Source organism: Streptomyces mayonensis (assembly GCF_018982965.1).
Lineage (GTDB): Bacteria > Actinomycetota > Actinomycetes > Streptomycetales > Streptomycetaceae > Streptomyces > Streptomyces mayonensis.
This window is the reverse complement of the sequence record NZ_JACBYP010000040.1, coordinates 45,124-64,373: the sequence shown is the minus strand read 5'-3', so window position 1 is coordinate 64,373 and position 19,250 is coordinate 45,124. Positions and strand designations below refer to the sequence as shown.

Below are 19,250 nucleotides of genomic sequence, written 5' to 3'. Positions count from 1 at the left end.
CGCCCCCACCACCGACCGACAGGAGTAGCCCCGCCATGGCCCCCCTCAAAGCGACCGGGTTCGTCGCCAGGTCCTGCGCCGCACTGCTCGCCGGCGGACTGGTCGCGACGCTCTCGCCGTCCGCCGCCGTCGCCGCCCCCGTCCCCGCGTACTCGACCTCGGAAGCCGGGAACCCCTTCGTCGACGGCTGGTACGCGGACCCCGACACCGTCATCTACGACGGGCGCTACTGGGTGTTCCCCACGACCTCGAAGAGCTACGCCGAGCAGACCTACCTGGACGCGTTCTCCTCGAAGGACCTCGTCCACTGGACCAAGCACAGCGAGGTGCTGAAGGCGGCGGACGTAGCCTGGGCGAAGTACGCCGTGTGGGCGCCGGCGCCGATCGAGCGGAACGGCAAGTACTACCTGTACTTCGCCGCCAACGACATCCAGAACGACTCCGAGACCGGCGGCATCGGAGTGGCCGTCGCCGACCGTCCGGAAGGGCCCTACAAGGACGCCATCGGCGCTCCGCTCGTCTCCCGCTTCCACAACGGCGCCCAGCCCATCGACCAGGACGTCTTCATCGACGACGACGGGCAGGCCTACATGTACTACGGCGGCTGGGGCCACGCCAACGTCGTCAAGCTCAACCCGGACATGACCAGCCTCGGCACCTTCGAGGACGGATCGACCTACAAGGAGATCACGCCCGCGGACTACGTCGAGGGGCCGCAGATGTTCAAACGGGGCGGCAAGTACTACCTGATGTGGTCCGAGGGCGGCTGGACGGGGCCGGACTACTCGGTGTCCTACGCGATCTCCGACTCGCCGACCGGGCCGTTCGAGAAGATCGACAAGGTTCTCGCCCAGGACCCCGCGGTCGCCAAGGGGTCCGGTCACAACTCCGTGGTCAACGTCCCCGGCACCGACATCTGGTACATCCTCTACCACCGCCGTCCGCTCAGCGAGACCGACGGCAACCACCGCCAACTGGCCTACGACCGGATGTACTTCAACGAGGACGGCACCATCCGCCGCATCCGGATGGAGGTCAAGGACAACTTCGCCGACGGCAACGCGCTCGGCTGGCGCACCTACGGCGGAACCTGGGCGGTCGCCCAGGGGCGCTACCGGGCGGACCGCTCGGCGGGCGGCAAGGCCCTCCTCGACACCGACTTCGCCGACTTCACCTACGACGCCGACGTGCGTCTGCGCCCCGGCCGCGGCAACGGCGACGCGGGCCTGACCTTCCGGGTGACCCGGCCGTCCGTCGGCACGGACGCCTACAGCGGCTACTACGCGGGCATCGGCCGCGACGGCAGGGTCGTGCTCGGCCGGGTCGACGACTCCTGGACACCGCTGGCAACCGCCCGCACCCGCCTCGCGCCCGGGTCCGCCCACCGGGTGAGGGTCACGGCCGTCGGTCCGTCCATCAAGGTGTACGTGGACGACATGAGGACCCCGAAGATCTCGGTCACCGACGGCACGTACGACAGCGGAGCCAACGGTCTGCGGGTCTTCGGCACCGGCGCCTCCTTCGACAACGTCGAGGTCGGGCCCGTGCGTTGAACCGCCCGGGCGGGAAGCGGGTCGCCCCGCCTCCCGCCCGGGAACCCGAGGCGCCGGCGCTACGGCCGCTCCTGGGTGTGCAGGGCCCTCACCTCCTCGGACGTGAGGGCCCTGTCGTACGCGTGGACCTGGTCGACCGCCCCGCTCCAGAAGTCCGTCGCGTCGCCGTCCCACTGGGCGCGGCCCACCGCCAGGGGACCGGTGCTGGGGTAGGCGGGTCCGGCGGCCGCGTCGGCGGCCTGCTCGCCGTCGACGTACAGCCTGATCCGGTTGTCGGATCCGTCGCGCACGCCCACGAGGTGGTACCAGCGGCCCGTCTCGGGGGTGGTCACCAGCCGGGCCCGGTTCTCTCCCGGCGTGCTGAAGGCGAAGGCGCCCTGCCCGTACTGGAGGTAGAACGGGCTGGCCTGGCGCCGGGTGTCCTGGCTGACCGCGGTGGCGTAGTTGCCGGGGAGCGCGTCGAGCCGGACCCAGGCGGAGACCGAGTAGCTGCCGGTGGTGTCGAGCACCGGCCCGTCCGTCTGCGCGGACTGCCCCTGCCCGTCGAACTCCAGCGCGCTGCCGCTGACCCCGGAGGTCCAGGTGGTGCCCCCGGCCAGGGTCAGGTCCCGGCCGTTCGGGCCACCGTCCGCGGCCCTCGTGCCGGAGCCCTCGTCCAGGGCCCAGCTGCCGCCGCCCGTCAGCGGCTCCCGGTCGCCCGCCGCCGCACCGGCCGCGATCACCTTGCGGTTGACCTCACGGACGCGGACCGGATCGACCTTGATCTCCCGGCGGTCGTACGTGTAGAGCCCGTTGAGCTCGTTCTCCAGGTCGGTGATCTGCGTGTACACCGAACCGGACAGCTCGGCGCCGGCCTGTGCCAGGTAGAACTCCTCGGTGTTCTCCACGTACCTGCGGGTCAGCGCCTCCTTGCTGTCCACGCCGCTGTAGATCACCGTCGGAGCGCCCGGCCACATGTGTCCCGGAGTGCGCAGGGTGAAGCCGCCGTGCTCGCCGTCCATGGCGGCCCGGTTCTCGTCCGGGAACGGCGGGTCCTCGTTGTTGTAGTCGTGGTGGTCGACGATGTCGCCCTTGCCCGAATCTCCCTTGGAGTTGCAGCAGTTGACACCGCTGTGCGCGTTGACGATCCGGGACGGGTCGGCGGCCTTCACGGACTCTGCGAGACGGCCGGTGGCCTCCCGGTTCCACTCGCCCCAGCCCTCGTTGAAGACGATCCATCCGATGATCGAGGGCGAGTTGTGGTGCTGCCGCATCATCTCGGTGCCCTGGTCGACGAAGGCCTGCTGCGCGGACTCGTCGGGGAAGTCTCCGGAGACGAAGTCCTGCCAGACCAGCAGCCCGAGCCGGTCCGCGTGGTAGAACCACCGCGGCGACTCCACCTTGATGTGCTTGCGCACGGCGTTGAAGCCCAGCTTCTTGTGCGCCTCCAGGTCGAAGGCGAGCGCGTCGTCACTCGGCGCCGTGTACAGACCGTCCGGCCAGAAACCCTGGTCGAGGGTGGCGAGCGAGAAGACGGGCTTCCCGTTCAGCACCAGCTTCTGGAAGCCGCCGACCTTCTCGACACCGATCTCCCGCATGCCGAAGTAGCCGCCGACGCGGTCGGTCGACCTGCCGTCGACCAGCTTGACGTCGAGGTCGTAGAGGTAGGGGTCGTCGGGGCTCCACAGGTGCTGCTTGGCGACCGGCAGCCGCAGCTGTTCGTTGGCCGGCCCGCTGACCCTGCCGACGACCTTGCCGCGCTTGTCACGGGCGACCGCCTCGACCCGGGCCTTCGCGGAGGCGTCGTCGGACTCGACGGTCACCGCGAGGCTGCCGGAGTCGATGTCCGGCGTAGTGACCACGTTGTCGACGGACGCGCGGGCGACGGGCTCCATCCACACGGTCTGCCAGATACCGGACGACTGGGTGTAGAAGATGCCGCCCGGGTTCCGGGACTGCTTGCCCATCGGCTGGCCCGCGCCGCCGGTGTCGGTGACCGCGACGACGACCTCCTGCGGCCCCCCGTCCTTCAGCGCGTCGGTGATGTCGGCGCTGAAGGCGTTGTACCCGCCGGTGTGCTCGGCGACCTGCTTGCCGTTGACGAAGACGCGTGCCTGGTAGTCGACGGCACCGAAGTTGAGCTTCAGCCGGTTGCCGTCCTTGCCGCTCTCGCCGACCTTCCAGCTCCTGGGCACCTGGACGAGTTTGCGGTAGAACATGTGGTCCGCGTGCCGCTCGAGCCCGGAGAGCTGCGACTCGACCGGGAACGGGACGATGATCCTCTCGTCGAGGTTCTTGCCGAAGACCGGCTGCTCGCCCTCCCGGGCCGCGCTGAACTGCCAGGGCCCGTTGAGGTTCTTCCACTTCGACCGGACCTGCTGGGGCCGCGGGTACTCGGGCAGCGGGTTCTTCTCGTCGAGCTTGTCGCCCCACGGGGTGGTGAGCCGGTGGGCGGACGCGTTCTGGGCCCAGCGGACGACCTGGGGGACCGCTTCGCCGCCGTCGGTGAGGCCGCCCTCGCCGTCGTAGGAGAACTTGACCTGCTGGTTCTGCTGGACCGGCTCGGCGAGGCCGATCAGCAGCGAGTTGCGGTCGCCGGGCGCCACCCGCACCGATCCGATCGGCATCGGGGTCGTGTCGGCCTCGACCTTCAGGTGCTCGGCGAGGTCCTTCACGTTGCCGGCCCGGCCCTCGAAGCGGACCCGCACCTGACGTCCGTCCTCGCCGACGGACGGCTCCAGCGGGTAGACCTCGAAGTCGTCCGGCGGGGTGAACGCCGACATCGGCACCAGCTGCTTGGGCATGGCCGGCGTCGACCAGCGCAGGAACATGTTGGCTCCGCCGGTGTCCTGGAACATCTCCAGGCGGAAGTCGTGCTTCTCGCCCGCGGCCAGCCGGACCGCCGCGCTGGTCTGCTCGTTGTCCCAGTCCCCCTCCCAGTGGTCGATGACCGGCTCGCCGTCGATGAAGAGCCGGAAGCCGTTGTCGCCGATGGCGTGGAAGGTGTAGTCGCCGGTCGCCGGTGCCTCGATCCGGCCCGTCCAGCGGGCGGTCGTGTGCTCCGTCCGGCCGGTCAGCTCCTGGAAGGTGCCGGTCAGACCGGAGAAGTTGATCTGCGGGTCGAGCACGGTGCCGCCGAGTTCGGCGAAGTCCCGCGCCCCCGGCGCGGACATGCTGAAGTACTCGCCCTTCAGGCCCTGCACCTCGACGGCGGCCGGCCCGTCCTTCTCGGCGAGGACCGCGGGCCGGCCGGCGGCCGCTTCGGCGGCGGTCGCCCAGCCCGTGAGGCCGCTCGTGGGCAGCACCAGGGCTGCCGCTGTCAGGAGTGCCCACGCTCTGGCTCGCGGGCGGGTGTGTCTTCTCTTCATCGGACCCTTCCTCGCACGGAGTGCCAGGACCGGTTACCAGTCGGCGTGCGGGCGCGCGTGACCACGGTGGGGGACAGGGGTGAACGCCGGTACGGGCAACGGTCGTCGGCTACTTTTGCAACGTTGGAAACCTGGTGCCAGCGGAATGACAACACGCCCGCCCGCGCCTGTCCAGACCTCGCGCAGCACTGCGCTGATCCGGCGTCAGCCCGGCCCCGGCGACGCCTCACCGGCCGACGGGGGCGGTGGCGCCCTGCCACAGGCCGCGCATCATTCAGATGTACCGCTTCTCAATACCAGCACTCACAGCTGTTGGAATTCTGGATCAGCGCTTCCTACAGTGAACGGGCGGCGCCGCGATCCCACGAAGACGTTTCGGACAAGGAGATCCATGCAGCAGCGCACCATCGGCGACCGGACCGTCTCCGCGATCGGCCTCGGCGGCATGCCGATGTCCATCGAGGGCCGCCCGGACGCGGAGCGTTCGATCGCCACCGTCCACGCCGCGCTCGACGCAGGCGTCACCCTCATCGACACCGCCGACGCCTATCACCGGGACGCGGGCGAGGTCGGCCACAACGAGGAACTCGTCGCCCGGGCCCTGCGCGAGTACGGCGCGGGCGCGGCCGGCGTGCTCGTCGCCACCAAGGGAGGCCACCTGCGTCCCGGCGACGGCACCTGGACGCGCAACGGGGACCCCGCCTACCTCAAGCGCGCGGCCAAGGAGTCCGCCCGCCGGCTGGGCGTCGAGGCGATCGGCCTGTACCAGTTCCACCGCCCCGACCCGGCCGTACCCTACGCCGAGTCGGTCGGGGCGCTGCGCGACCTGCTCGACGAGGGCGTCATCGAAATGGCCGGCATCTCGAACGCCGACATCGCGCAGATCGACGAGGCGCGCGAGGTGCTCGGCGGCCGGCTCGCCTCGGTGCAGAACCAGTGGTCGCCGTCGTTCCGCTCCAGCAGACAGGAGCTGGAGCACTGCGCCGGACTCGGCATCGCCTTCCTGCCGTGGAGCCCGCTCGGCGGCATCGCGAACGCGAAGGACCTCGCGGAGCGCCACGGCGCCTTCCAGCGGGTCGCCGAGGAGACCGGTGCCAGTGTCCACCGCGTCACGCTCGCGTGGCACCTCGCGCTCGCGCCCGTGGTCGTCCCGATCCCCGGCGCCTCGCGCCCCGCCAGCATCCGTGACTCCGCCGCCGCGGCCGATCTGGAACTCACCGCCGACCAGGTCGCGCTCCTGTCCGCCTGACCGCCCGCTCCGCCCGATCCCCCGTCCGTCAGAGCCGCAGCGAATCAGAACCGCAGCGAATTCAGAGTCACAGCGAAAAGAGACACATGAAGACCTTCACCCTGCCCGGCACCGACATGGTGGTCCCCAACGTCGTCCTGGGCCTGATGCGCATCCAGGACCTGACCGACCAGGAGGTGCGTACGCTCGTCGGCACGGCGCGCGACTCGGGCATCACCTTCCTCGACCACGCGGACGTGTACGGCACGGGCATGCACGGCTGCGAGCGCCGCTTCGCCGAGGCCCTGCGGCTCACCCCGTCGGAGCGCGAGCAGTTCGTCATCCAGTCCAAGGCCGGCATCGTCAAGGACGGCCCGTACTTCGACTTCTCCCACAAGCACCTCGTCGAGTCGGTGAACGGGTCACTGGAGGCGCTCGGTACGGACTACCTCGACATCCTGCTGCTGCACCGACCCGACGCGCTGGTCGAGCCGGAGGAGGTGGCGCGGGCCTTCGACGAGCTCTCGGCGGCGGGCAAGGTGCGCGCGTTCGGCGTCTCCAACCAGACGCCCCGCCAGCTCGACCTGCTGCGCAAGTACGTGACGCAGCCGATCGTCGCCAACCAGCTGCAGCTGTCGATCACGCACGCGCCGATGATCGCGCAGGGCGTCGCCGCCAACATGCAGGGCCTCGACCAGTCCGTCGTGCGCGACGACGGCATCGTCGACTACTGCCGCCTGCACGACATCACCGTCCAGGCGTGGTCGCCCTTCCAGGCCGGGTTCTTCGACGGCCCCTTCATCGGTTCGGAGCGCCACCCCGAACTGAACGCGGTGATCGACCGGCTGAGCGAGAAGTACGGCGTGCCGGCCGAGGCCGTCGCGGTCGCCTGGATCACCCGTCACCCCGCCGGCATGCAGGTCGTGCTCGGCACCACCACTCCGGAGCGCGTCACGGCCGCCGCGCTCGGCTCCGACCTGCCGCTCACCCGCCCCGAGTGGTACGAGCTGTTCCGCGCCGCCGGTTACACGGTGCCGTAAACGGCGATGCCCCCCGCCACCGGCCCGGCCGGCGCTCCCGGCCGGGCCCCGGGCGCGGTCAGGCGCTCGCCCGCGCGTGCTCCGAGGCAAGGATCGCCCAGAGCTGTGTGTCGTACCGCCTGCCCCCATAGGGCCACGACTCGCGCCGCACGCCCTCCAGGGACATGCCGAGCCGCCCGGCCACCGCGGAGCTGCGTGCGTTGTCCGCCCGGCAGTGCCACTCGGCGCGGTGCAGGCCGCGGGAGGCGAGGGCCCAGTCCAGCAGGGCGCCGCAGGCGGTCGTCACGAGACCCTGCCCCACCGCGGACGGCTCCAGCCAGCACCCGATCTCGCACGAGCCGAGTGCCTCACTGAACTCCACGTACATGACGCCGCCGACCAGCACACCGTCGCGCCAGATGCCGTACAGGCGGGCCCCGTCGGCCGCCCGCGACGCACCGTACCGCCCCAGCGTGGCCCGTGCCCCGTCCACGTCGTCGGTGACGAACGCGGCTCCGACCCACGGCCGGATGTGCTCGCGGGCCCGGTCCAGATGGGCCGCGAACTCCTGCGCGTGCCACACCTCCAGGGCCCGGAGCTGAACGCCGTCCCGCAGCGCCAGTGACAACACGGCAACCCCCCTCCGTTTTGACAACCTATTTGCACAACAAGCGTTGTGGGAATATACCGTGACGGCATGGCACGCTCCAAGGGAGATCACGAGGCCCGCCGACGCGACGTTTCCGAAGCGGTCTGGCGGGTGATGGCGGTGCGCGGCTTCGGCGGTCTGACCCTGCGCGCGGTCGCCGACCGGCTCGGCGCGACCACGGGGCTGCTGACGCACTACTTCCCCACGAAGCACGCCCTCGTGACCCACGCCCTGGACCTGCTCGAGGAGCGGACCACGTCCCGGCCCCGGCGTCCGGCGGGCGAAGGACTCGACGCGCTGCGGGCCGCCCTGCTGGACATGCTGCCGCTGACCGAGGAGGCCGCCCGCAGCAACCGGATCTGGGTCTCCTCGTGGGACCACGTCCTGTCCGACCCCGGTCTGAGCACCGCCTACGCCGGCAAGTACGCCAGGAGCCGCGACACCCTCCGCGACAAGGTGGCCGCGGCCCAGGCACTCGGCGAGCTTCCCCCCGGCGACCCGGCGCGGACCGCGGCCGGCGTCCAGTCCTTCGTGCTCGGCCTCGTGGTCCAGGCGCTGTTCGACCCGGCCGCGTTCCCGCCCTCCCGGCAGATCGGGCTCCTGGACGACCACCTGGCCGCCCTCGCCGGATCCGGCCAGGGCGGCGACACCGACCGTGCCGAGCCCTGAGGCTGCGGCGCGCTCTCGTCCGGCGCTGTGCAGTTGCCTCCGGTTCGACCGTCGCCCCACGCCTCCTGTCGCCGCCGGTCGACGGCCCGGGTGCCTGCCCGCGCCTTCCCCCGGTGGGAGACGGGCCCGGGGCAGGCGCTAGGCTGCACAACGCCTCGTGGGGGAAGTCCGGTCGAAGTCCGGCGCTGACCCGCAACGGTAGGCGGAGCCCGCACGGGGTTCCGTGAGCCCGATTACCCGCGGTGGTGAAGCTCCTGTCAATCGCCGTGGACTGCGAGAGGTGCTGCGCAGGGCGCCCGGCGCCCGGGCCCGCTCCTTCGATCACGCAGGCGCACGGCCCGAGGCGAAAGCGAGACGCCTGTGGCCACGCTCCGCGACCCCCTGCCCGCCGCGCCGGCCCGCACGGCGAACACCGGGCCCCCACCGCCCCGACGGGTTCCCCTGCCGTGGCTCGTGACCGGCCTGGGCGCCGCGATGCCCGTCTCGCTGGCCTGCGGAGCGGGCCTCGGGGCGTCAGGACTGTCCTGGACGGAGGTACTGCACTACCTCTGGGCGGGACTGACCGGCGGATCCATAGCTCCCGACGAGATCCCGTCCTACACCATCGTGTGGGAGCTCCGCTTCCCGCGGGCCGTGCTCGCCGCGGTGGTGGGCGCCGGTCTGGCGTCCGTCGGTGTCGCGGTCCAGGCCATGGTCCGCAACGCGCTCGCGGACCCCTTCGTCCTCGGCATCTCCTCCGGCGCCGCCGTCGGGGCCAACGCCGTGCTCATCTTCGGCGCCTTCGGCGCACTGGGGCTGTGGGCGCTGTCCACGGCCGCGTTCCTCTCCGCGCTCGCGGCCATGCTGCTGGTGTACACGATCGCCCGCACCCCCAGAGGGCTGACCCCGCTCCGGCTCGTGCTGACCGGCACCGCGATGTACTACGGCTTCTCGGCCGTCACCACGTTCATGGTCTTCGCCGCCGAGCACGGCGAAGCGGCCAGGTCCGCGATGATGTGGCTGCTCGGCAGCCTGGGCGGCGCGAGCTGGGCCTCGGTTCCGATCGCCGCGGGCGCGGTCCTGGGCGGCCTCGTCCACCTCGGCTGGTCGGCACGGCGCCTGAACGCCCTGGCGATGGGCGACGAGACCGCCGCCGCACTGGGCGTGGACCCCGGACGGCTGCGCAAGGAACTCTTCGTGTCCGCGGCCGCCGTCACCGGAACGGTCGTCGCGGTCAGCGGGGCGATCGGCTTCGTGGGCCTGATGGTCCCGCACGCCGCCCGGATGCTGGTCGGCGCGGACCACCGCCGGCTGCTGGCCGTCGCGCCCCTGGCCGGAGCCGTGCTGCTGATCTGGGTCGACATCCTGTCACGCGTGGTGCTCGCCCCCGCCGAACTGCCGCTCGGCGTGCTCACGGCGGCGATCGGCGTGCCCTGCTTCGTGCTGCTCATGCGCCGCCGCAGCTACACCTTCGGAGGCGTGTGATGGACGTGGAGATCGACGGCCTCAGCGTGGAGTTCTCCGGCGCGCGGGTCGTGCAGGACATCTCGCTGAGGGCGGGCAGCGGACAGTTCGTGGGGCTGGTCGGCCCCAACGGCAGTGGAAAGTCGACCGTGCTGCGGTGCGTCTACCGGGCCCTGCGTCCCACGGCCGGCGTGGTGCGCATCGACGGCGACGACCTGCCGGCGACGAGCGCCCGGGAGAGCGCGCGACGGCTGGCGGCCCTTCCGCAGGAAGCGGTCGCGGAATTCGACTTCACGGTGGCCGAGGTCGTGGCCATGGGCAGGGTGCCCCACCAGGGGGCACTGGCCCGGGACACCGACGAGGACCGGCGCACCTGCGCCGCCGCCCTGGACGGAGTCGGCGCCGGTCATCTCGCCGGCCGGGGCTTCCTGACGCTCTCCGGCGGCGAGAAGCAACGGGTCCTGATCGCCCGCGCGCTCGCCCAGCAGCCGCGGGTCATGGTCCTCGACGAACCCACCAACCACCTCGACATCGCCCAGCAGCTCGAAGTGCTGTCCCTGGTGCGCGCCAGCGGCCTCACCGTGCTCACCGCCCTGCACGACCTCAACCTCGCCGCGCTCCACTGCGACCTCCTCCACGTCGTGGACGGCGGACGGATCGTCGCCTCCGGTGCGCCCCACGACGTCCTCACGCCGGCCCTGCTGGCCGAGGTCTTCGGTGTCCGCGCGCACCGCGTTCCCCACCCGGAGACGGGCGCGGTCCAGCTCCTCTTCGACCGCCTGCCCGCCCAGTAACCCGCCCCGCGCCGTCCCCGAAGGAGCAACCACCAGCATGCCCAGCCGTCCACGCCCCGCCGTCCTCGTCCTCGCCCTGGCTCTCTCCGTCACCGGCTGCGGGGCCAACGTCTCGCAGGAGGAGGGGAAGACGGGCGCCGCCACGGCGTCGTCCGGCAGCCACTACCCGGTCACCGTCGAGAACTGCGGCGAGAGGAAGACGTTCGAGAAGGCCCCGCAGCGCGTGGTCACCAACGACGTGGGGATCACCGAGATCATGTTCGCCCTCGGCCTGGAGGACCACATGGCCGGGTACGTCATGCCCGACGACAAGGGCGACCTCACCGCGGTGCCCTGGAAGGACGGTTACCAGAAGACCGAGTGGCTCTCGAAGGACCGGATCAACAAGGAGCTGGTGCTGAACGCCCGTGCCGACCTGGTCTTCGCGGGCTGGAACTACGGTTTCGACGAGGGCGGGGGATTCACCCCCGCCGCGCTGCGGCGCGTGGGCGTCGACTCGTACCTGCTCAGCGAGTCGTGCCGCAACGGCCGGGGCAAGGCCCGCGGCGTGATGGCGCCGCTCGACGCCCTGTACACGGACCTGCGCAACCTGGGGCAGGTGTTCGACGTCGAGGACCGGGCCAAAACCCTGGTCACCGAGTTCCGCGAACAGGTCGCCGAAGCCCGGGCGAAGGCCCCCGGGGGCGCGGACCGGCCGCGGGTGTTCCTCTACGACAGCGGCGAGGACAAGCCCTTCACGTCCGGCGCCTTCGCAGGACCCCACGACATCATCACCAAGGCCGGTGGCGACCACGTCATGAAGGACCTCGAGGACAGCTGGACCACCGTGGGCTGGGAGACGGTCGTCGCCCGCGACCCCGAGGTGATAGTGATCAACGACTACGGGGACACCACGGCGGAGCAGAAGCGGAACTTCCTCAAGTCGTACCCGCCGCTCGCCAACGTCTCCGCCGTCAAGAACGACCGGTTCGTCACCCTCGACTACGTCGACCTCGTCGAGAGCCCGCGCAACCCCGCCGCCATCAGCGCCCTCGCGGCGGAACTGAGGTGAGGTCGCGCACCGGCGGGCCGGCCGAACGACCGCCCACCGAGCCGGCCGGCGTCAGCAGGACGGCCGACAGCACCGGCACCAGGGCGACGAGCGCGAAGCCCCCGTCGCCGAGAGCCCGGTAGACGGGGAGCCAGAGCGTGGCTGCCGCCGCACCCCCGAAGAACTGGGCCGACAGAGCGAGGGAGGCGGCGCCGCCCCGGTTGTCGGAGGTGCTGGTGACCGCCAGCGCGTTGGTGGCGGCCCGCAGTCCGGTGACCGCGGCACCGACCAGCACGATGCCGGCGACCACGAGGAGCAGACGGGCGCCGAGCGCGGCGCACAGCAGGCCGGCCACCATGACGGCGTCGGCGACCAGGCCGGTGAGCCGCGGCCCCCGGGTGTGCAGGAGCTGGCCGGTCAACGGTGCCGCCGCGATGCCGGCGGCACCGAACGCCGAGGCGGCCAGGCCGATGCCGACCGGGCCGAGTGCGAAACGGTCGTGGAGACGCAGTACGGCCAGCACGGTCAGGCCCACCGCCGCGAGGTAGGCGAGGAAGGAGACGGCGCAGGCGAGGGCGAGCCGCCGGTTGGCGAGCGAGCGCCAGGAGGCGCGGGTCGTCGCGGTGCGCAGGGTGGCCGAACGCGAGGGCGGGAAGCACACCAGGAGCAGGCCGCACAGGCCGGGAACGAGGAAGGCGAGCCGCCAGTCGACGGCCGCGCCCACCCCGCTGAACAGCGGGCTCAACCCCTGGCCCGCGGCCTGTGCGGCGGCGAACCGGCTCAGCGCCTTCGCCAGCCGCGCCCCGCCCACGAGATCGGAGATGGCCGCCACCAGAAGGGGCGTGGTGAACGCGTTGGTGGCCCCCTGCAGGGCGCGGGCCGTCAGGAAGAGCTCCATGGTCGGTGCCGCGGCGCACAGCGCCGTCGCCACCACGAACGCCGCGAGCGCCACCCGCAGCACCCGCCGCCGCCCCCATCGCTCCGCAAGGGTGCCGCTGACCAGCATCAGGGCGGCGAAGGGCAGCATGTAGACGGTGACGGCGGCCGCCGCGGTCTGCGGGGTACCGTGCAGACCGGCTGCCACCTCGTGCACCATCGGCGTCACCATCGTGCTGCCGTAGGGACCGAGGAATCCGCCGACGTACAGCGGCCAGACCCGGTGGCCGGCCGCGCGTTCGCGGTGAGGGTCGCGCAAGGGATCTCCCGGGTCGTGGACGCCGCAGCGGTGGGAAGATGCCGGGCACCGGGGGCGTACGGCGGTAACGGCGCCGTACGCCCCCGGTGCCCCGGCGGTCAGGCCGGCAGCAGGTTGTCGACCAGGGAGTTGTACGTGGAACCGTCCTCGTCGATCAGGTTCCAGCTGCGCATCCAGTCGTAGGTGCGCCGGAACTGGTCCTCGGGGTACGGGGCCGGGTCGACGAACCGCAGCCGCCAGCGCGGGAAGTCCGACGGCTCCAGACCGGCGTCGATCTCCGCGGGCACCTCCCCGATGAGGTGGTGCAGGTAGGGGTAGGGGTCCTCCTGGAGCTTGCGGACGGCCTTGACGACGGCCCGGTTCAGGGCGTCGTAGGTGTCCGTGCCGACTTCCGGAGAGGCGATCTCCGAGCCGACGTAGAAGGCCTCGGTGAGGATCTGGTAGCCCTGCTTCTGGGCGACGGTGATCCACGGCTCCATCAGCGCGGCGGCCGGTACGGCACCGTCCCGCAACGCCTCGAAACGCTGCTGCGGGCCGCCGACGTGCACCACCTTGATCTCCTCGCGGGGCAGGAAGCCCTCCAGGGCCTGCAGCGCGAGATAGTGCGAACCGTGGTGGAAGTTGACGGCCACCGGCTCGCCGGCGAGGTCCTGCGGGTGCACGGCCGGGGAACCGGGCGGAACCAGGATCGCCTGGCTGCCCACCGCGGCCCGCTTGCCGACGACGCGGCCGCCCACCCCGGTGTCGTGGGAGCGGCGGATCTGCCCCCACTCGCAGGCCCGGTACAGGGAGGCGTCGCCGCTCTCGAAGTGGGAGCGCACGGTCCCGAAGGAACTGACCAGCTCGTGGTCGTCGAGGTAGGAGACGTTGGCGTCGTAGCCCTTGGGCACGAAGTCGACGTCCAGGCCCTCCTCCTCGTAGAAGCCCTCGTCCTTGGCGACGAGTTGCGGCAGGGAGAAGACCAGCGAGAGGGTCTCCATGGTTATCTTCTTGCGGGATGCCATCGCAGGCGGATTCCTTTCGGTGGGACGGTGCCGTTGCCGCGGGTGGTCCGGGGCCGGCGGGCTCGGTCAGCCCAGCGCGGCGAGGATCTCGGTCTGGTGGTCGAAGACGCGCGGGTCCTCGGGAGCGCGGGGCCTGGGCAGGCCGATGGCGAACTCGGCGTGCACGCGCGCGGGACGGCCGTCCAGGACGATGACGCGGTCCGCGAGGAAGGCCGCTTCCAGAGGGTTGTGGGTGACGAGCAGCCCGGTGCGCGGGCGGGCCGTCCACAGGTCCTGGAGCAGCAGCCGCAGCCGCCGGGCGGTGAGTTGGTCCAGTGCGCTGAACGGCTCGTCCAGCAGCACGAGCTCGGGCTGTACGGCGAACGCACGGGCAACGGCGGCCCGTTGGCGCTGCCCGCCGGACAGCACAGACGGGTAGCGGTCCGCGTACTGCGCGAGCCCCACGTCGGCCAGCGCCTGCGAGGCACCGGCCGGGTCGAGTCCCGCGCTGGTCAGAGCCAGTTCGACGTTGCGGCGCACGGAGAGCCAGTCCAGCAGCCTCGGCTGCTGGAAGACCACGCCGAGCCGGTGCCCGGTGCCCTCCGTGCCGCTCGGACCGGCCGGCCCGGGCGGTCCGTCGGTGCGTGTCTCGTCGTCCAGCGTGATCCGGCCGGTGTCGGCGTGTTCGAGGCCCGCGACCAGGTGCAGCAGGGTGGTCTTGCCCGTGCCGGAGGCGCCGACGACGGCGACCAGTTCACCGTGGTGCAGGGTGAGCGAGAAACCGTCGAAGACGGTCTCGCGCTCACCGGTACGGGCGCTGAAGAACTCCTTGCCCACGCCGTCGAGGACGGCGTACGGCCGCTGCCCGGCATCCTCGGCGGGGGCGCCGTTCGTGGTCATATGCTGGCCGCCTTCCGCCAGCGCCCCAGGCGTCGCTCCAGGCCCTGGAGGACGCCGTACTCCAGGACCGCCATGACGAGGGCGAAGAGCAGGGTCCAGCTGAGGACACCGGCGACGTTCTGCGCGGCGAACTGGTTGTTGAGCTCGTAGCCGACGCCGCTGGACATGCCGAACATCTCCACCAGCACGATCACCTTCCAGGACAGGGACAGACCGAGGCGGGCCCCCGACAGCAGCGCGGGCAGCAGCGAGGGCAGCCACAAGAAGCGCAGCTTCGTGACGAGCGAGAAGCGGTAGACGTACGCCATCTCGTGCAGTTCGGAGTCCAGGGCACGGGTGCCCTGGTAGATGCTCAGGGTCAGGGCGGGCGCGGCGGACAGGGCCACGGCGACCACGGGGTTGGTGAGGGAGACGCCGAACCAGATGACGCACAGCAGTGCCCACACCAGGCCGGGCACCGTCAGTCCGATCAACACGGCCGGTTCGAAGAAGCGCCGTACGAACTCCACCCGCCCCATCGCGATGCCTACGACGACGGCGGTGACGAAGGCCAGGGCGAAGCCGAGGCCGACGCGCAGCAGCGTGGCACCGAGGGAGTCGTAGAACAGCGGCTGCGTGACCGTGTCCGACAGCGCGGTCCAGACGGCCGGCACGTCCGGGACCAGCACGTTGTCGCTGCGGGCCGCAACGGCCTGCCATCCGCCGACGAGCACGGCGAAGAAGGCGGCGACCGGCAGCGCCGCGCGAACCGGGTTCCGTGCCCGGGCCGGCCGTCCGCGCCGGACGCGGACGGAGGCGGCCGGGACGGACGGCGTCCCGGCGGGGGAGGGGGTGGCCGGGGCCGGGTCGGCGCGCACGGCGGTGTGCCGGGTCATGTCACTCACCCCAGGTCCCGGTAGACGGTCTTCTCGGGCGCGGCGGTGATCAGTCCCGTCCTGACGGCGATCTGCAACTGGTCGCGCATGCTGGTGAACGACGCCCGGCCCCACTCGACGGGGTAGATCCCGGCGAGACGCTCCGGCAGCAGCGCCACCGCCTTCTTCTCCGAGGCGGGGATGCCGTAGGACTCGTGCAGGTCGGCGAGGATTCCGGGATTGTCGTGGATGTACTCGTGGGCCCGGAGCCGGAGCCTGGCGAGCCCCGCCGCCGCCCTGCCGTTCTGGTCCACCCAACTGCGCTTGGCGCCCTGCCCGTTGAGAAAAAGGTCGGCGCCGCTGCCGGTGCCCTGCTGCCACAGGCCGGTGACCGTGACGAGTTGCCGGGCGCCCTTGGCGACCAGCCGGGTGGCGTTGGGTTCGATGGTGACGATGGCGTCCACGTCACCGCGTTCGAAGAGGGACAGTCCGGCGAGCACGGCACCGGGATGGACCCGGTAGTCCGTCTCGAAGTCGATGTCGTTGACCGCGGTGGAGAGTTGGGCGGAGCGGTAGGCGTCGCTGTTCTTCGGCGGCGTGGCGACCTTCTTGCCGCGCAGGTCCTTGACGGTGCGGTAGGGGCTGTTCTCCGGTACGAGCCAGCGCACGTGGTTCGCCAGGCTGGTGGAGAAGATCACGACGTCGGCGCCCGCGGCCTGGGAGACCGCGGCTCCGACGGGGCCCATGCTGGCCACGTCCAGGGCCCCGGAGAGCAACTTGTTCTGCACGTCGCCCGGTCCGGTCCCCGCGACATAGGTGAGGTCCAGGTCGCCCACCAGGCGGCGTTGCTCGCTGATCGGCCTGATCACCGCGCCCGCCGTCCCGGCCTGGGTGTCCTCCACGCGTGCCGACCCGCCGTCACCGCTGCCGCCGCCACCGGATTCTCCGCATGCCGAGAGCAGCGGGGCGAGACCGGCGGCGGCCAGCAGTCCGCCGCCCGAGCGCAACAGGGTCCGGCGCCCCGGCCCCTCGGCGGCAGCTGACGTGGGCGGTCGGTCGGGGTGGTGGAAGAAGGAGCGGCTGGTCATGGGGTGGTCTCCCGGGCGGTAGTGCCGTTGTGGTCGATCGAGGGGACGCGGCAGTTGCTCCCGTGCGGGGCCCGGCACAGGGAGGGGCAGTCGGAGACGGAGAGCGGAGCGGACACGGTGGACTCCTGGAGGAGGAGACGGCAGGGCAGGGGCGGACAAGTGCCGGCGGCGGGCAGAAGCCGGTGCGGGCACGACAGGACACAGCAGTGCGTGAAGGGGCACCACGGCCGACGGGCCGGGCAGGGCCCGGCCGGGTGCGCGGCGGCGCACCGGCTCACACCCGTCACGGCCGCACGCGGGCCGCGTCGGGCGCGACGTGGGCGGGGACGTGGGCGGGGAGGGACGGACCGCCGTCAGCGCGGCACGGCACCGCCGCGGCACGGGCCGGTACACAGACAGCCGGCGAGCAGGCAGAGATCGACGTGGTAGCGGCGGGTGAGGGCCCTTGGGGGCCGCTTCTCTTCCGTCATCGCGATGTCCCGTTCCCTCGTCTACCGCAGGGCGAGCAGCGTGTCGTAACCGCTGCGCCCGTCGGTGAGCTGCCAGGAGGCCATCCACGCGTAGCTCTCGGTGAAGCGTTCGCGCGTGAAGGGAGTGGCGTGCGTGTAGCGGTGGTAGTCCGGACGCAGCCGGGCGGAGGGCAGCGTGCCGTCGAGCTCGCCGACGATGTGTCCGGCCCACGCCGCCCGGTCGGCGTTGATGATGTCGACGGCCTCGTTGACGGCGGACACGTAGACGTCGAGCCGTTCGGTGGGCAGGTGCGGTGCCACGACCTGCGTTCCCCGGTAGAAGTAGCAGCCCAGCAGATGGGCTCCGCGCTCCAGGGCGAGACTGAGGTAGGGCTCCATGAGCATGACGGCGCGGACGCTCCCGGTGGCGGCCGCGTCCAGGCGGGCGGACGGCGGACCCACGTGCTCCAGGACGATCCGGTCGCGGGGGACGGTGCCTTCGAGGAGGTGCAGAGCCGTGTAGTGGGACCCGGTGAACTCGTTGACGCCCACGGGGACGCCGCTCACGTCGTGCGGTTCGGCCAGTGCCGGGTCGAAGCTGACCAGCCCCTGGGCGACGACCGCCGGGCGCAGATAACCGATGTAGCCGCCGCGCCGGTTGCGCTCCAGCCGGTCGATGCCGCCCCACTCGCACAGGTTGAACAGGTCGGCACGCTCGGACTCGAAGAGCGCCTCCTTGCGGCGCGCGATCGGGTCGCGGGACTCCCGCTCCCGGGCCGGCGCGTTGTGCGCGAGGCGGACGTCGAGGCCGGCCCGGCCGAAGAGGCCGTGCTCCATGGCGACGATTTCCGGGAGGTCGAAGACGGGATGGTTGCGGGAGATGACGATCTGGTCGCCGGGTGCTTCCGCGGTCATGCCGGCCTCCCTCCCCTTCTGGACTGCCGACGACTGTAGGTCGGCCCCTCAGGCCCGTCAACGGGCTCTTCCCGCGATGCGCGAAGCGATTTCACTCTGCGGGAAGGGTCATCTCCCGGGATGACAAGGCATGTTGAGACCTTTCTGAGCCGACACGAGGGTGGAGGGCTGCAACATGACTGACATGTATGGCCCCGGGAGGAAGGCCGTCAGAGCTGCCCGAGGGCCAGCGCGACCGGCAGGCCCCGCAGGCTGTCCGCCGCGGCGACGACCCGGGTGCCGAGCGCGTCCAGGCGGTCGTCGGTCATGCGTCCCAGTGGCCCCTGGATGTCGACGGCCAGCTGGATGTAGGGCGATCCGCTGTCCACGGGTGCCGCAAGCCCGCGCAGACCACTGCCGTCGGCACCGTCGAGCACGGCGAAGCCCCTGAACTGCGCGGCCAGCAGACGCACGCGCCAGGACCACTCCTCGGCGCCGTCGGCCGGGCCGGCAGCGGCATCCCCGGCCCGCCCCTGCGACGGAACCCCCTGCGACGGCGCTCCCCGCGACGGAATCCCCTGCGACGGCGCTCCCGGCGACGGAGCCCGTTCCCGCGGCGGCGCGGAGTCGAAGGCCAGCAGGGCGACGCCCATCGCCGTCTGCGTCAGGGGCACGGACACGCCGGGCTCGCCCAGGTACCGCAGCGGCTGCTCGGACTGGACGGAGACCAGCACCAGCACCCGGTCACCGCGGCGCATGCCGATGCTCGCGGTCTCGCCCGTCGCGTCCGCCAGCTCCTTCAGGACCGCGGTCACCTCCGGCAGCCCGGTGGACGCCAGTGACCGGCGGCCGAGCCGCAGCAGCACCGGACCGGGCTGGAACCGGTCGCCCTCCCGGGAGCGGCAGAGCAGGCCCTCCGCGCACAGCGTCCCCAGCAGCCGGTGCACGGTGCTCACGTTCAGCCCGGTGAGCTTGGACAGCTCGGTGAGGGTCGCGCCGCCGGAGGGGCTGTCCACCACGGCGCCGAGCAGCGCTGCTGCCCGGGCGACCGACTGGACGCCGGAACTGCGCGGGGTACGGCTCGCGAAACCGGTGGAGGATTCAGTCACCTCGGGACGGTACACCAGCGCTCGCGCGTGCGGCGGAGAGCCGGCC

Annotated in this window: 16 protein-coding genes; 7 read left to right on the top strand and 9 right to left on the bottom strand. The window is 71.8% G+C overall.

Going from position 1 to position 19,250, the window contains the following annotated elements:
• Positions 1 to 35 precede the first annotated feature (35 nt).
• Complete coding sequence (locus HZS56_RS17575) at positions 36 to 1,553, top strand: family 43 glycosylhydrolase (protein WP_216721647.1); 1,518 nt, start codon at positions 36 to 38, stop codon at positions 1,551 to 1,553.
• Positions 1,554 to 1,612: 59 nt separating this feature from the next.
• Here the strand turns inward: HZS56_RS17575 and HZS56_RS17570 are convergent, their stop codons facing one another.
• Positions 1,613 to 4,900, bottom strand: a complete 3,288-nt coding sequence (locus HZS56_RS17570) for a LamG-like jellyroll fold domain-containing protein (RefSeq protein WP_216721646.1) — start codon at positions 4,898 to 4,900, stop codon at positions 1,613 to 1,615.
• A 391-nt stretch (positions 4,901 to 5,291) separates the two neighbouring features.
• Here HZS56_RS17570 and HZS56_RS17565 point away from each other — a divergent pair, with 391 nt between their 5' ends.
• Positions 5,292 to 6,149: an aldo/keto reductase gene (locus HZS56_RS17565; protein ID WP_216721645.1), complete on the top strand. Its 858-nt coding sequence runs from the start codon at positions 5,292 to 5,294 to the stop codon at positions 6,147 to 6,149.
• Positions 6,150 to 6,235: 86 nt separating this feature from the next.
• Positions 6,236 to 7,168 carry an aldo/keto reductase gene (locus HZS56_RS17560; RefSeq protein ID WP_216721644.1) on the top strand — a complete coding sequence of 311 codons (933 nt, stop codon included), beginning with the start codon at positions 6,236 to 6,238 and terminating at the stop codon, positions 7,166 to 7,168.
• A 58-nt stretch (positions 7,169 to 7,226) separates the two neighbouring features.
• Here HZS56_RS17560 and HZS56_RS17555 read toward each other — a convergent pair whose 3' ends face one another.
• Complete coding sequence (locus tag HZS56_RS17555; RefSeq protein ID WP_216721643.1) at positions 7,227 to 7,778, bottom strand: GNAT family N-acetyltransferase; 552 nt, start codon at positions 7,776 to 7,778, stop codon at positions 7,227 to 7,229.
• A gap of 66 nt (positions 7,779 to 7,844) precedes the next feature.
• Here HZS56_RS17555 and HZS56_RS17550 point away from each other — a divergent pair, with 66 nt between their 5' ends.
• From HZS56_RS17550 to HZS56_RS17535, 4 genes are all read left to right on the top strand, one after another.
• On the top strand, positions 7,845 to 8,465 hold the full coding sequence (locus HZS56_RS17550) for a TetR/AcrR family transcriptional regulator (RefSeq protein WP_216721642.1): 621 nt from the start codon (positions 7,845 to 7,847) through the stop codon (positions 8,463 to 8,465).
• A 360-nt stretch (positions 8,466 to 8,825) separates the two neighbouring features.
• Positions 8,826 to 9,929, top strand: coding sequence for a FecCD family ABC transporter permease (locus HZS56_RS17545; RefSeq protein ID WP_216721641.1), 1,104 nt, complete (start codon positions 8,826 to 8,828; stop codon positions 9,927 to 9,929).
• Entirely contained in the window at positions 9,929 to 10,702 is a 774-nt protein-coding gene (locus HZS56_RS17540; protein ID WP_216721640.1) for an ABC transporter ATP-binding protein, read from the top strand. The genes HZS56_RS17545 and HZS56_RS17540 overlap by 1 nt, the downstream gene beginning before the upstream one ends.
• A 37-nt stretch (positions 10,703 to 10,739) precedes the next feature.
• On the top strand, positions 10,740 to 11,753 hold the full coding sequence (locus HZS56_RS17535) for an ABC transporter substrate-binding protein (protein WP_216721639.1): 1,014 nt from the start codon (positions 10,740 to 10,742) through the stop codon (positions 11,751 to 11,753).
• On the opposite strand, the gene HZS56_RS17530 is transcribed toward HZS56_RS17535, so the two are convergent.
• The 7 genes from HZS56_RS17530 to HZS56_RS17500 form a co-directional block, all read right to left on the bottom strand.
• Complete coding sequence (locus HZS56_RS17530; RefSeq protein WP_253914418.1) at positions 11,725 to 12,927, bottom strand: MFS transporter; 1,203 nt, start codon at positions 12,925 to 12,927, stop codon at positions 11,725 to 11,727. The genes HZS56_RS17535 and HZS56_RS17530 overlap by 29 nt on opposite strands.
• A 98-nt stretch (positions 12,928 to 13,025) precedes the next feature.
• Complete coding sequence (locus HZS56_RS17525; RefSeq protein WP_216721638.1) at positions 13,026 to 13,931, bottom strand: ABC transporter substrate-binding protein; 906 nt, start codon at positions 13,929 to 13,931, stop codon at positions 13,026 to 13,028.
• A gap of 66 nt (positions 13,932 to 13,997) precedes the next feature.
• On the bottom strand, positions 13,998 to 14,810 hold the full coding sequence (locus HZS56_RS17520; RefSeq protein ID WP_216721637.1) for an ABC transporter ATP-binding protein: 813 nt from the start codon (positions 14,808 to 14,810) through the stop codon (positions 13,998 to 14,000).
• Entirely contained in the window at positions 14,807 to 15,685 is an 879-nt protein-coding gene (locus HZS56_RS17515) for an ABC transporter permease (protein WP_253914417.1), read from the bottom strand. Before HZS56_RS17515 ends, HZS56_RS17520 begins: the two co-directional genes overlap by 4 nt.
• A 5-nt stretch (positions 15,686 to 15,690) precedes the next feature.
• A complete protein-coding gene (locus HZS56_RS17510) occupies positions 15,691 to 16,752 on the bottom strand; it encodes an ABC transporter substrate-binding protein (protein WP_216721636.1) in 1,062 nt (353 codons plus the stop codon).
• Between the two features lie 491 nt (positions 16,753 to 17,243).
• Positions 17,244 to 18,116, bottom strand: coding sequence for a substrate-binding domain-containing protein (locus HZS56_RS17505; protein ID WP_216721635.1), 873 nt, complete (start codon positions 18,114 to 18,116; stop codon positions 17,244 to 17,246).
• A 209-nt stretch (positions 18,117 to 18,325) separates the two neighbouring features.
• Entirely contained in the window at positions 18,326 to 19,204 is an 879-nt protein-coding gene (locus HZS56_RS17500; RefSeq protein WP_216721634.1) for an IclR family transcriptional regulator, read from the bottom strand.
• Between the last annotated feature and the right edge of the window lie 46 nt (positions 19,205 to 19,250).

What these genes read in the sequence shown, in the direction of transcription:
- HZS56_RS17575 (WP_216721647.1), top strand. Translation starts at nt 36, where the DNA reads ATGGCCCCCCTCAAAGCGACCGGGTTCGTCGCCAGGTCCTGCGCCGCA.
- HZS56_RS17570 (WP_216721646.1), bottom strand. Translation starts at nt 4,900, where the DNA reads ATGAAGAGAAGACACACCCGCCCGCGAGCCAGAGCGTGGGCACTCCTG.
- HZS56_RS17565 (WP_216721645.1), top strand. Translation starts at nt 5,292, where the DNA reads ATGCAGCAGCGCACCATCGGCGACCGGACCGTCTCCGCGATCGGCCTC.
- HZS56_RS17560 (WP_216721644.1), top strand. Translation starts at nt 6,236, where the DNA reads ATGAAGACCTTCACCCTGCCCGGCACCGACATGGTGGTCCCCAACGTC.
- HZS56_RS17550 (WP_216721642.1), top strand. Translation starts at nt 7,845, where the DNA reads ATGGCACGCTCCAAGGGAGATCACGAGGCCCGCCGACGCGACGTTTCC.
- HZS56_RS17540 (WP_216721640.1), top strand. Translation starts at nt 9,929, where the DNA reads ATGGACGTGGAGATCGACGGCCTCAGCGTGGAGTTCTCCGGCGCGCGG.
- HZS56_RS17535 (WP_216721639.1), top strand. Translation starts at nt 10,740, where the DNA reads ATGCCCAGCCGTCCACGCCCCGCCGTCCTCGTCCTCGCCCTGGCTCTC.
- HZS56_RS17525 (WP_216721638.1), bottom strand. Translation starts at nt 13,931, where the DNA reads ATGGCATCCCGCAAGAAGATAACCATGGAGACCCTCTCGCTGGTCTTC.
- HZS56_RS17520 (WP_216721637.1), bottom strand. Translation starts at nt 14,810, where the DNA reads ATGACCACGAACGGCGCCCCCGCCGAGGATGCCGGGCAGCGGCCGTAC.
- HZS56_RS17515 (WP_253914417.1), bottom strand. Translation starts at nt 15,685, where the DNA reads ATGACCCGGCACACCGCCGTGCGCGCCGACCCGGCCCCGGCCACCCCC.
- HZS56_RS17510 (WP_216721636.1), bottom strand. Translation starts at nt 16,752, where the DNA reads ATGACCAGCCGCTCCTTCTTCCACCACCCCGACCGACCGCCCACGTCA.
- HZS56_RS17505 (WP_216721635.1), bottom strand. Translation starts at nt 18,116, where the DNA reads ATGACCGCGGAAGCACCCGGCGACCAGATCGTCATCTCCCGCAACCAT.